Origin of the sequence: Pseudomonas sp. 18058 (genome assembly GCF_902706155.1) — a bacterium.
GTDB classification, from domain to species: Bacteria; Pseudomonadota; Gammaproteobacteria; order Pseudomonadales; family Pseudomonadaceae; genus Aquipseudomonas; species Aquipseudomonas rustica.
Genome location: NZ_CACSJY010000013.1, coordinates 115,270 through 127,858, shown reverse-complemented (window position 1 = coordinate 127,858; position 12,589 = coordinate 115,270). Strand labels below are relative to the sequence as shown.

At 60.0% G+C, this 12,589-nt stretch carries 11 protein-coding genes; 8 read left to right on the top strand and 3 right to left on the bottom strand.

The features are described 5' to 3' along the window. Positions 1–186: 186 nt before the first annotated feature. Both GVL50_RS09870 and GVL50_RS09865 read right to left on the bottom strand, forming a co-directional pair. Positions 187–1,257: an alpha/beta hydrolase gene (locus tag GVL50_RS09870; RefSeq protein WP_159812683.1), complete on the bottom strand. Its 1,071-nt coding sequence runs from the start codon at positions 1,255–1,257 to the stop codon at positions 187–189. Between the two features lie 100 nt (positions 1,258–1,357). Then, positions 1,358–1,798, bottom strand: coding sequence for a heme-binding protein (locus GVL50_RS09865; protein WP_053118462.1), 441 nt, complete (start codon positions 1,796–1,798; stop codon positions 1,358–1,360). Positions 1,799–2,066: 268 nt separating this feature from the next. Here GVL50_RS09865 and gcl point away from each other — a divergent pair, with 268 nt between their 5' ends. From gcl to GVL50_RS09825, 8 genes are all read left to right on the top strand, one after another. Beyond that, the gene (gene gcl / locus GVL50_RS09860) at positions 2,067–3,842 is read left to right on the top strand and encodes a glyoxylate carboligase (RefSeq protein WP_105709417.1); all 1,776 of its coding nucleotides are present in this window, start codon (positions 2,067–2,069) and stop codon (positions 3,840–3,842) included. Between the two features lie 138 nt (positions 3,843–3,980). Next, on the top strand, positions 3,981–4,763 hold the full coding sequence (gene hyi, locus GVL50_RS09855; RefSeq protein ID WP_159812681.1) for a hydroxypyruvate isomerase: 783 nt from the start codon (positions 3,981–3,983) through the stop codon (positions 4,761–4,763). A 131-nt stretch (positions 4,764–4,894) separates the two neighbouring features. Then, positions 4,895–5,788 carry a 2-hydroxy-3-oxopropionate reductase gene (locus GVL50_RS09850; protein WP_007919937.1) on the top strand — a complete coding sequence of 298 codons (894 nt, stop codon included), beginning with the start codon at positions 4,895–4,897 and terminating at the stop codon, positions 5,786–5,788. Positions 5,789–5,944: 156 nt separating this feature from the next. Then, positions 5,945–7,219 carry a glycerate kinase gene (locus tag GVL50_RS09845; RefSeq protein WP_159812679.1) on the top strand — a complete coding sequence of 425 codons (1,275 nt, stop codon included), beginning with the start codon at positions 5,945–5,947 and terminating at the stop codon, positions 7,217–7,219. Continuing rightward, positions 7,216–8,631: a pyruvate kinase gene (gene pyk / locus GVL50_RS09840; RefSeq protein ID WP_053118455.1), complete on the top strand. Its 1,416-nt coding sequence runs from the start codon at positions 7,216–7,218 to the stop codon at positions 8,629–8,631. Before GVL50_RS09845 ends, pyk begins: the two co-directional genes overlap by 4 nt. Positions 8,632–8,767: 136 nt before the next feature. Next, the gene (locus tag GVL50_RS09835; protein ID WP_159812677.1) at positions 8,768–9,682 is read left to right on the top strand and encodes an urea transporter; all 915 of its coding nucleotides are present in this window, start codon (positions 8,768–8,770) and stop codon (positions 9,680–9,682) included. A 21-nt stretch (positions 9,683–9,703) separates the two neighbouring features. Further along, positions 9,704–10,528 carry an ion transporter gene (locus GVL50_RS09830; protein WP_159812675.1) on the top strand — a complete coding sequence of 275 codons (825 nt, stop codon included), beginning with the start codon at positions 9,704–9,706 and terminating at the stop codon, positions 10,526–10,528. Between the two features lie 104 nt (positions 10,529–10,632). Continuing rightward, positions 10,633–11,631: a sulfate ABC transporter substrate-binding protein gene (locus GVL50_RS09825; RefSeq protein ID WP_053118449.1), complete on the top strand. Its 999-nt coding sequence runs from the start codon at positions 10,633–10,635 to the stop codon at positions 11,629–11,631. Positions 11,632–11,751: 120 nt separating this feature from the next. Here the strand turns inward: GVL50_RS09825 and GVL50_RS09820 are convergent, their stop codons facing one another. Beyond that, positions 11,752–12,372: a DUF5666 domain-containing protein gene (locus GVL50_RS09820; RefSeq protein WP_159812674.1), complete on the bottom strand. Its 621-nt coding sequence runs from the start codon at positions 12,370–12,372 to the stop codon at positions 11,752–11,754. Between the last annotated feature and the right edge of the window lie 217 nt (positions 12,373–12,589).

The window sequence follows — 12,589 nt, the reverse complement described above, 5'->3', positions numbered from 1 at the left end:
ACGAAGCATTCTTTATCGGCGCTTTGGTGGAAGGGGTGGGGCCGATGTCTCCCACAGTCTGTACTGGGCTAACAGTCAGAAGCTGGCTTTTGGTCCCACCCACCCCTTCGAGTCCTACCATACAAGCTGGCTTGCCAGCGATGACAATCGATCAGACGCTAGCGATCAAACCGATACACCCGCATCTCAAACCTCCTCCCCCATCAACCAGCGCAACGCCTGCGGCAGCGAGGTGCTCCAGTCGTCCGGGAAGGTGTGCCCGGCCTCGTGGGTGCGAGATTTGACCTCGTTGCCGTCGCTGAACAATTGGCGGAAATCGGCGCTCATCTGTAGATTGCCCGGCCCTTCTTTTTTGCCATTGATGACAAACACACGCTTGCCGCGCGCCTTGCTTTCGGTGGGCGTCGGTTGATTGCCGCCGGGTGACAGCAGCAGTGCGCCGGCGTAATCGTCCGGGTGTTGCGCCAACAGCGCGCCGGCGTGTTGCGAACCTTGCGAGAAGCCCATCAAAAACACGCGTTTGCGGTCGATGCATTGCTGGGCTTCGAGGGCGTTGAGGCCTTTCTGCACGGTTTCATGGGTGCCTTCGAAACCGGGGCCGATCCAGCGAAAGCTGTCGACCGCGTTGATCATTTGCGTGCCGTTGATCCCCAGAATGATTGCGCCGGTGTCGGCCAGCGGCTGGTAGTCTGCATCCAGCTCGCCATTGACGCCGTAACCGTGCAGCCACACCACCACCGGGCGGCAGGCTTTGGGCGCAGGGATCTTCGCCGACGGATTGAGCACGGAAATCGCGCCAACCTTGCCCTCGGCGATTTTCTTGTAACGCTGCTGCGCGCTGGCCAGTACGGATTTGTAGGTGGCGGTGTCGCGGAGCTCGGAGAAGTCTTCGTCCCCTGCCAGCAGCGGGCCGAACCACAGGCCACGGTCATCGGCCTCCTGCAGATAGCGCAGCGCCAGTCGATCATCGCCACGGCGGGCAAACAGCGCCGCCACCTGATAAGGCGCCAGCAGTTGCTTGGGATCTTCACGGGAGGCTGCCAGGTAAACCGCAATTGCCTGCAACGTGTCGGTTTCTTCGAGCTTCTCGGCCCGCTCCATCAACCCCGGTACATCGTCGGCGTTGAGCAGTGCAGAAACCACCGGGCTCAGCGCGTTAAAGGCGATTTCGTCGGCGTCGGGGGCTTCCGTCGCATGCAGGACGGGCGTGCAGAGGGTGATGGCGGCGGCCATCGTCATGGCAAATAGCGTCTTCACGCAGATCTTCCTTGATACATAAACGAGAGGGGCGGCAGTCTATAGACCCCGCCCCGCTTCGTCATCAACACGCCATCAGACGTGCTGATTTATTTTCCGGTCAGGCCGCCACCCCCGCATCCGCCCGCAACTCCAGCGCCTCCACCGCTTTAATCGCCACTTGCTCATCGATATCCGACAGATCGCCGCTGATCCCGATCGCTCCCAGCACATTCCCCGCCTGATCACGAATCAACACACCGCCCGGTGCCGGCACGACGCTGCCCTGGCCCATGCTGTTGAGCGCGGCAATAAAGGCCGGGCGTTGTTGGGCGTCGAGGGCTAGCAGGCGCGAGCCTTTGCCGAGGGCGATGGCGCCCCAGGCTTTGCCGATGGCGATTTGTGGGCGCAGAAGGCTGGCGCCGTCTTCGCGTTGCAGGGTCACCAGGTGGCCGCCGGTGTCGAGCACTGCGATGGTCAGGGGTGCGGCATTGATGCCGCGCCCTGCGTTGATGGCCTCGTTGACCAGTTTGACTGCGACTTTCAAGGTTAAAGCGCTCATGGTGCCGTCCTCATTTTGTTATAGGGAAAGTCGTGGGGCTGCGGTTTTGTGCCGCAGTCCGATGCAACAAATAGAACACAATGAATTATTTTTTTGTATACAATAATTCTCGAAAAGCGCCACATGCGACGAAAAGCCACAGTCATAAAGGCTTCCGACGAATGAAACAGGCGCTTGAGAAAATGGATTGACCTGCGCCGTCCGCCGTGAATACACTCTGCGCAAAGCCACTTGTATACAATTACAAAACGTAAAGAGGCACAAAACCATGAGCAAAATGAGAGCAATCGAAGCCGCCGTTCTGGTGATGCGCCGTGAAGGGGTTGATACCGCTTTTGGCATCCCGGGCGCTGCCATCAACCCGCTGTACTCCGCCTTGCAGAAAGTCGGTGGCATCGATCACGTCCTTGCTCGCCACGTCGAAGGCGCCTCGCACATGGCCGAGGGCTACACCCGCACTAAAGCCGGCAACATCGGCGTGTGCATCGGGACTTCCGGCCCTGCCGGTACCGACATGGTCACCGGGCTCTACAGCGCCTCGGCCGACTCGATTCCAATCCTCTGCATTACCGGCCAGGCACCCCGCGCCCGTATGCACAAGGAAGACTTCCAGGCTGTCGACATCACCAGCATCGTCAAGCCAGTCACCAAGTGGGCGACCACTGTTCTGGAACCAGGCCAAGTGCCTTACGCGTTCCAGAAAGCGTTTTTTGAAATGCGCTCCGGCCGTCCAGGCCCAGTGCTGATCGACCTGCCGTTTGACGTGCAGATGGCCGAAATCGAATTCGACATCGACGCTTACCAGCCGCTGCCATTGGCCAAACCGACCGCTACCCGCATTCAGGTCGAGAAGGCTTTGGCGCTGCTCGATCAAGCTGAGCGTCCACTGTTGGTAGCAGGCGGCGGCATCATCAACGCCGACGCCAGCGATCTGCTGGTTGAATTCGCTGAGCTGACCGGCATCCCGGTAATCCCGACCCTGATGGGCTGGGGCACCATCCCGGACGATCACCCGCTGATGGTCGGCATGGTCGGTCTGCAGACGTCGCACCGTTACGGCAACGCGACCATGCTGAAATCCGACGTGGTGTTGGGGATCGGTAACCGTTGGGCTAACCGCCACACCGGTTCGGTTGACGTTTACACCGAAGGCCGCAAGTTCATTCACGTCGACATCGAAGGCACGCAGATCGGTCGTGTGTTCACGCCGGATCTGGGCATCGTGTCCGACGCCGCTGCAGCACTGACCGTGTTCATCGAAGTGGCGCGTGAATGGCAAGCCGCCGGCAAGCTGAAAAACCGCAGTGCCTGGCTGCAAGATTGCCAGCAGCGCAAAGCCAGCCTGCATCGCAAGACCCACTTCGACAACGTGCCGGTAAAACCACAGCGCGTTTACGAAGAAATGAACCAGGTGTTCGGCAAGGACACCTGCTACGTCAGCACCATTGGTCTGTCGCAGATTGCCGGCGCGCAGTTCCTGCACGTCTACAAGCCGCGTCACTGGATCAACTGTGGCCAGGCCGGCCCGTTGGGCTGGACCATTCCGGCAGCGCTGGGCGTGGTGAAGGCCGATCCGAGCCGCAAAGTCGTGGCCCTGTCGGGGGACTATGACTTCCAGTTCATGATCGAAGAACTGGCGGTCGGCGCTCAGTTCAAACTGCCGTACATCCACGTCGTGGTGAACAACTCGTACCTGGGTCTGATCCGTCAGGCACAGCGCGGGTTCGAAATGGACTACTGCGTGCAGCTGTCCTTCGATAACCTGAACGCGCCGGAACTCAACGGTTACGGTGTTGACCACGTCGCAGTGGCTGAAGGCCTCGGCTGTAAGGCGCTGCGTGTGTTCGAACCATCGGAAATCGCCCCTGCCCTGCGCAAGGCCGAACAGATGATCGAAGAGTTCAAAGTGCCGGTGATCGTCGAGATCATTCTGGAGCGTGTGACCAACATCTCCATGGGTACCGAGATCAACGCCGTCAACGAATTCGAAGACCTGGCGCTGGTCGGCAACGATGCGCCAACGGCGATTTCGCTGCTCGATTAACTGCTGACCGCTGATCGTTCCCACGCTCTGCGTGGGAACGCAGCCCGGGACGCTCTGCGTCCCAAACCGGACGCAGAGCGTCCATTGAGGCACTCCCACGCAGAGCGTGGGAACGAGAATCTAAAACGGGAGACCACCATGCCGCGTTTCGCAGCCAACCTGTCCATGCTGTTCACCGAACAGGATTTCCTTGCCCGTTTCGACGCCGCCGCCAAGGCTGGTTTCAGCGGTGTCGAGTACCTGTTCCCGTACGATTTCAGCTCTGCCGAAATCAAGGCCAAGCTCGACGCCAACGGTCTGACCCAAGTGCTGTTCAACCTGCCGGCCGGTGACTGGGCCAAGGGCGAGCGCGGTATCGCGTGCCTGCCGGATCGGGTTGAAGAGTTCCGTGCCGGTGTCGATCTGGCGATCGCTTACGCACAAGTGCTGGGCAACACCCAGATCAACTGCCTGGCCGGTATTCGTCCGCAAGGCGTTGATGATGTCACTGTGGAAAAAACCTTCGTTGCCAACCTCAAATACGCGGCTGACAAGCTGCAAGCGGCGGGCATCAAACTGGTGATGGAAGCGATCAACACCCGCGACATCCCGGGTTTCTACCTGAACAACACGGCGCAAGCCCTGTCGATTCGCGAACAGGTCGGCAGCGCCAATCTGTATCTGCAATACGACATCTATCACATGCAAATCATGGAAGGCGATCTGGCCCGCACCCTGCAATCGCACCTGGGCGAGATCAACCATGTGCAGCTCGCGGACAACCCGGGCCGCAACGAGCCAGGCACCGGTGAGATCAACTATCGGTTTCTGTTCGAACACCTCGACCGCATCGGTTATCAGGGTTGGGTGGGTTGCGAATACAAGCCGCTGACCACCACTGAAGCAGGCCTGGGCTGGCTGAAAACCCACAACGCAATCTGACAAACACATGACCCTGTAGGAGCTGCCGAAGGCTGCGATCTTTTGATCTTGTTATTTTGAAGATCAAGATCAAAAGATCGCAGCCTTCGGCAGCTCCTACAGGGGAAAGACAAAAACAAGAGGATTTTCTCATGGCTAAAATCGGATTTATCGGCACCGGCATCATGGGCCACCCAATGGCTTCGAACCTGCAGAAAGCCGGTCACAGCCTGTTCCTGTCGGCGCACCACGACGCCGCCCCTGCCGACCTGGTTGCCGCTGGCGCCGTCGCCCTGGCCAACCCGCGCGAAGTCGCGCAGGAAGCTGAATTCATCATCGTCATGGTGCCGGATACCCCGCAGGTAGACGACGTACTGTTCCGCGCTGACGGCGTTGCCGCTGGCCTGAGCAAAGGCAAAATCGTGATCGACATGAGCTCGATCTCGCCGACCGCCACCAAGGCCTTCGCGGCGAAGATCAACGAGAAAGGCGCGCAATACCTCGACGCACCGGTATCCGGTGGTGAAGTCGGCGCCAAAGCTGCGACCCTGAGCATCATGATCGGTGGCGACGCCGATGCCTTCGAACGCGCGCTGCCACTGTTCCAGGCCATGGGCAAAAACATCACCCTGGTCGGTGGCAATGGCGACGGTCAAACCGCCAAAGTCGCGAACCAGATCATCGTTGCCCTGAACATTCAGGCCGTCGCTGAAGCCCTGCTGTTCGCTTCGAAAAACGGTGCTGATCCAGCCAAGGTGCGTGAAGCACTGATGGGCGGTTTCGCGTCCTCGAAGATCCTTGAAGTGCACGGCGAGCGCATGATCAAAGGCACTTTCGATCCAGGCTTCCGCATCAGCCTGCACCAGAAAGACCTGAACCTGGCCCTGCAAGGCGCCAAAGAGCTGAACATCAACCTGCCAAACACCGCCAACGCCCAGCAAGTGTTCAGCACCTGCGCAGCGATCGGTGGCAGCAACTGGGATCACTCGGCGCTGATCAAAGGTCTGGAACACATGGCCAACTTCTCGATTCGCGACAACAAATAAGCCCTGCCCCGCTTTCCATGTGGGAGCGGGCTTGCTCGCGAAGAGGGCGTGTCAGTCGACATGGAGATTGACTGACCCACCGCATTCGCGAGCAAGCCCGCTCCCACAATGGGTCTGAGTTGCCCTTTCGAATAACAAGAATTCCGGGAGCCCGCCATGTCGGTCGATCCGCAACAACTGCTGCGCGAGCTGTTTGCCACAGCCATCGACGCGGCCCATCCGAACCAAGTCCTCGAAGCCCATCTGCCTGCCGATCGTACTGGCCGGGTGATCGTCATCGGTGCCGGCAAAGCCGCTGCTGCGATGGCGCAAGTGGTCGAAAATTGCTGGGAAGGTGACGTGTCTGGCCTGGTGGTAACCCGCTACGGTCACGGCGCCCCGTGCGAAAAAATCGAAGTGGTCGAAGCCGCGCATCCGGTGCCGGACGCTGCCGGTCTGGCCGTGGCCAAACGCGTACTGGAACTGGTCAGCAACCTGACCGAGGACGACCGCGTAATCTTCCTGCTCTCCGGCGGTGGTTCTGCCCTGCTCGCATTGCCGGCCGAAGGCATCACCCTCGCCGACAAGCAGTCGATCAACAAAGCCCTGCTCAAATCCGGCGCGACCATCGGCGAGATGAACTGCGTGCGCAAGCACCTCTCGGCGATCAAGGGCGGCCGTCTCGGCAAGGCCTGCTGGCCTGCCACTGTTTATACCTACGCGATTTCCGATGTGCCTGGCGACCTCGCCACGGTCATCGCTTCCGGCCCGACCGTGGCCGACCCAAGCACCTCTGCCGAAGCGCTGGCGATCATCAAACGCTACGGCATCGAGATTCCGGTTTCGGTGCGCAACTGGTTGCAAAGCCCTGAGTCGGAAACCGTCAAACCCGGTGATCCGAGTCTTGCGCGCAGCCACTTCCAATTGATCGCCCGTCCTCAACAATCGCTGGATGCGGCGGCGGTGAAATGCCGTCAGGCCGGGTTCAGCACGCTGATCCTCGGCGACCTCGAAGGTGAGTCGCGCGAAGTGGCGAAAGTCCACGCAGGCATCGCCCGCCAGATCATCAACCACGGTCAGCCACTGGCAGCACCGTGCGTGATTTTGTCCGGCGGCGAAACCACCGTGACCGTACGCGGCAATGGCCGTGGCGGACGCAACGCCGAATTCCTTCTGAGCCTGACCGAAAATCTCAAAGGCCAGCCCGGCGTCTATGCCCTGGCCGGTGACACCGACGGCATCGACGGCTCGGAAGACAACGCCGGCGCGATCATGACCCCAGACAGCTACGCCCGCGCCGCCGCCCTCGGTTTGAGCGCCAGCGACGAGCTGGATAACAACAACGGCTACGGCTATTTCGAGGCGCTCGATGCGCTGATCGTCACCGAGCCGACCCGCACCAACGTCAACGACTTCCGCGCCATTCTGATCCTTGAGAGCTGCAAATCATGACGCCTGATAAAAAGGTAAAAATCCTCGCCACCCTCGGGCCTGCTGTCGACGGCATCGAAGAGATCCGTGAACTGGTCGAGGCCGGGGTGAATATCTTCCGCCTGAACTTCAGCCACGGCGATCACGCCGACCACGCCAAACGCTATCAGTGGATCCGCGAAGTCGAGCGCCAGCTCAACTACCCGCTGGGCATTCTGATGGACTTGCAGGGGCCGAAACTGCGCGTCGGCAAGTTCGCTGACGGCAAGGTGCAACTGCATCGCGGTCAGGCCTTCCGTCTCGATCTGGACGCCACACCGGGCGATCAGCGCCGAGTGAATCTGCCGCATCCGGAAATCATCGAAGCGCTGGAAGCGGGCATGGATCTGCTGCTCGACGACGGCAAGCTGCGTCTGCGCGTAGTCAGCAAATACGCTGACGCGATCGACACCACCGTGCTCAACGGCGGCGAGTTGTCGGATCGCAAAGGTGTGAACGTACCGCAGGCGGTGCTCGACCTCAGCCCGCTGACCGCCAAGGATCGCCGTGATTTGAGCTTCGGTCTGGAGCTGGGTGTGGACTGGGTCGCGCTGTCGTTTGTACAGCGTCCGCAAGACATCGTCGAAGCCCGCGCGTTGATCGGCGACAAAGCCTTTTTGATGGCAAAAATCGAGAAGCCTTCCGCCGTTGAACAACTGCGTGAAATCGCGGAATTGAGCGACGCGATCATGGTGGCCCGTGGCGACCTTGGCGTTGAAGTGCCGGCCGAAAGCGTGCCGCAGATCCAGAAAAACATCATCACTACCTGCCGCGAACTCGGCAAACCGGTGGTGGTGGCGACGCAGATGCTTGAGTCGATGCGCTTCTCCCCTGCCCCGACCCGCGCCGAGGTGACTGACGTCGCCAATGCCGTGGCCGAAGGTGCCGATGCAGTGATGCTGTCGGCGGAAACTGCGTCCGGAGAGTACCCGCTGGAAGCCGTGCAGATGATGAGCAAGATCATCCGCCAGGTGGAGAATGGCCCGGATTATCAGACCCAGCTCGACGTCAGCCGGCCGAAGGCTGAAGCGACCGTGTCCGATGCGATCAGTTGCGCGATCCGTCGCATCAGCAACGTGCTGCCGGTGGCGGTGCTGGTCAACTACAGCGAGTCGGGCACCTCGAGTCTGCGTGCAGCGCGGGAGCGGCCGAAAGCGCCGATCCTCAACCTGACGCCGAACCTGCAAACCGCGCGGCGTCTGAGCGTGGCGTGGGGGATTCACTCGGTGGTCAACGATCGCCTGCGTCAGGTCGACGAAGTCTGCTCGACCGCACTGGAAATCGCCCAGGCCCAAGGCATGGCCGAGCGTGGCGACACGCTGCTGATTACTGCCGGTGTGCCGTTTGGTCAGCCTGGATCGACTAACTCGCTGCGGATCGAAACATTGATTTAACCGCCCACCATGATCGTTCCCACGCTCCGCGTGGGAATGCGGCCCGGGACGCTCTGCGTCCCAAGAGCAGACGCAGAGCGTCCTTTGAGGCATTCCCACGCAGAGCGTGGGAACGATCAGTACCGAATGAACTGCCATGCCTGCCAATCATTTCAACACCCACTGCCCCGACTGGGCCGAGGCTTTGCTCAACGGTTTCAGTCAAATATTCCTCCAGCGCCATCCGCTGTGCGGCCTGCTGTGCCTGTTGGCGATCCTGCTGACCGCACCGGTGTTGTTCGCCGGGGCGCTGCTCGGTGCCGTCGCCGGATTGCTCACCGCGCAACGCCGCAATTACGCCAAGGCTGATCGCCAGGCTGGACTGTTCAGCTACAACGGCATCTTGCTCGGTCTGCTGCTGAGCCTGTATTTCCCGTGGTCGCCGATGCTGCCGCCGCTGATCCTCGCTGCTGGTGGCTTAAGCGCGATGGTCACGCAGCAGTGGCTCAAACATGTCTACAGCAGCCGATCGATTCCGGCCTACACCTCGCCGTTCGTGGCTATGAGTTGGGTTCTGCTGCTGTTCGCCGAACCGTCGGCGCCGATGGCACACGTCGAAATGAGCACGCTGAACCTGCTCGCCGCCGAACTGCGGGGCCTCGGCCAGGTGATGTTTCTCGGTCATCCACTGGCCGGCGCATTGATCGCCATCGGTTTGCTGGTCGCGGATCGCCGCGCGTTTTGCTGGGCGATGCTGGCGTCGGCGATCGGCCTCGGTTCCAGTTTGCTGCACCACGAAACCAGCGTCGCGCTGCTCGGCATCGGCAGCTACAACGCCGTGCTCGCCGCCCTCGCCTTCTCGTCGCAACGCCAACAACCTTGGTTGCCGCTGCTCGGCATCGTTCTCGCGCTGCTGGTCACGCCGTTGTTTGCAGCGGTTGGCCTCGCCACTTTGACCGCGCCATTTATCCTCGCCGGCTGGCTGATCCGCGCCGGGATTCAGATGCTCGGCAAAGCGTCGGTCGAGCGTGCGCCTTGCGCTCACGGGGAGAATCAACCTAGGCTGCGCTGATCTTTGATTCAGGCGTTTTCCATGGACAGCAGCAACAATTGGCGCGAACGGCTCTACGTCATGATTTTCCAGAGCGACACCCTCGCCGGGCGTCGCTTCGACGGCATTTTGCTGTTGATCATCCTCGCCAGTCTGGTGATCGTGATGCTCGACAGCATCGACAGCATTCACCAGAACTACGCGAACGTGCTGGCCTACATCGAGTGGGGCTTCACGATCATCTTTCTCGGCGAGTACATCCTGCGTCTGTATTGCTCACCCAAGCCGCTGCGCTACGCCTTCAGTTTTTACGGGTTGGTGGATTTACTGGCGATCGTGCCCGGCATCCTTGCGCTGTATTACAGCGATGCGCAGTACCTGCTGATCATTCGGATCATCCGCATGCTGCGGATTTTCCGCGTGCTCAAGCTCAGCCCGTACCTCAAACAAGCCAACTATTTGATGTCGGCGCTGCGCGGCAGCAAGCAGAAGATCGTCGTGTTTCTGGTCAGCGTCTGCACGCTGGTGACGGTATTCGGCACGCTGATGTACGTGATCGAAGGCCCGGAGCATGGCTTCACCAGCATTCCCAAAGGCATCTATTGGGCGATCGTTACACTGACCACCGTCGGCTTCGGCGACATCGTGCCGAAGACGCCGCTGGGCCAGGTGATTTCGTCGCTGGTGATGATCACCGGTTACTCGATCATCGCCGTGCCCACCGGTATTTTCACCGCCGAACTGGCCAATGCGATGCGCGGTGAACAGCTGCAGCACGACTGCCCGGTGTGCAAGAAAAACAGCCACGAACACGGCGCGGCGTTCTGCTCGCGGTGCGGCAATCAGCTATTCAAGAAAGTGGAATAAGCAAAGAGCTTTTTAATCTTTAAGCGACTATGCGCGCCCCGTTATAGTCAGTGGCAATTGAACATCACTCCCCCGATACATACGCAAACAACAAGGAATGCGCAGTGAAAAAACTCTTTGGCGCCTCACTTCTCGCCGCCGGCCTGGCCTTGGCCAACATCGCTCAGGCAGCCCCGACGCTGCTTAACGTTTCCTACGACGTGATGCGCGATTTCTACAAGGACTACAACACTGCGTTCCAGAAACACTGGCAAGCCGAGCACAACGAAAACATCACCGTGCAGATGTCCTTCGGCGGTTCGAGCAAGCAAGCGCGCTCGGTGATCGATGGCCTGCCGGCTGACGTCATCACCATGAACATGGCCACCGACATCAACGCCCTCGCAGACAACGGCAAACTGGTGCCGGAGAACTGGGTCACCCGTCTGCCGAACAACAGCGCGCCGTTCACCTCGGCCACCGTGTTCATCGTCCGCAAAGGCAACCCGAAAGCCCTGAAAGACTGGCCGGATCTGCTCAAGGACGGCGTGCAAGTGATCGTGCCGAACCCGAAAACCTCGGGTAACGGCCGCTACACCTACCTGTCGGCCTGGGGTTACGTGCTGAAAAATGGTGGCGACGAGAACAAGGCCAAAGCGTTCGTCGGCAAACTGTTCAAGCAAGCGCCAGTGCTGGATACCGGTGGCCGTGCCGCGACCACAACCTTCATGACCAACCAGATCGGCGACGTGCTGGTGACCTTCGAAAACGAAGCGGAAATGATTGCTCGCGAGTTTGGTCGTGATCAGTTTGAAGTGATCTACCCGAGCGTTTCGGCTGAGGCTGAGCCACCGGTTTCCGTGGTTGATAAAGTCGTCGACAAGAAAGGTTCACGGGCGGCGGCGGATGAGTATCTGAAGTACCTGTGGTCGCCGGAAGGTCAGGAGATTGCGGCAGCGAACTACCTGCGCCCGCGTGATCCGGCGGTGCTGGCGAAGTACACCGATCGTTTCCCGAAAGTTGATTTCCTTTCGGTTGAGAAGACCTTCGGTGACTGGCGCACCGTGCAAAAGACTCACTTCAATGACGGCGGTGTGTTCGATCAGATCTACACCGGCCAGTAACACCTGATTACCCTTGTAGGAGCTGCCGAAGGCTGCGATCTTTTGCCTTTGATGTTTTAGAAGCAAGATCAAAAGATCGCAGCCTTCGGCAGCTCCTACAGGGGGATTGTGTTTAGGCGATTACATCGGTGGGGTCAGGCCATCCTTGCCGGCGGAGATGGATTGCGCGGTCAGCGTGCCATCCGCGCTCTGCGTCACGAACGTGACAATCTTCACCCCAACTTTCAGCAAGCTCCGATCGCCCGGCAGCAGATTCACAATCGGCACATCCTCCGGCACCAGAATCTTCTGCTGCCCACCCTTGTAGTTCACCGTCAGCACCCGCCCATTGCTCACCACCAGATCGCCGACGCTGCCATTGGTCATGCTGCTGCCCTTGGCCAGATCGAACGGTCGATGACCATCGCCACTCCCCGCCAGCTCCGGTGGAAACACATGCACTTCCAGCGCCTTGAGCGTGCCGTCTTCCTGCGGCATCGCTGCCGAGCCGATGTAGCTGCCGGGTTTGATGTCTTCGATGTTGGCCAGGGTAACGGCGCGAACCTTGGTGTCGCCGGTCAACTGAATCACCACGTTCTCGCCGCTGTTGACGTGGACTTTCAAGCTGTCCGGGCTGACCCCGGTGATCTCGCCGCGCACGCCGAGGCGCATGCCCGGTGCGTCGGCGGCCTGCACGCTGGCGGCGCCGAGCAGGCTGATCAGGACAATCGTTGCGGTGTGGCGAAGCGTCTGACGAAACATTGCATTCCTCCGGTTATCTACGTGGAACAAGCCGATGCAAACATAAGCACGCTATCGAAGAAGATGTAAGTGAATGTATCATCAGCCCTCAACGGTCGGACGCAAGGTTCGCCCCGAATGACCACGGCCGTCATTACCCGACGTAATAACTGATATCAACCGAAGGCTGCTTCTGCCCGTTCGGTTTGTCCCTTAGCCTCACCGCATTCCTTTCGCT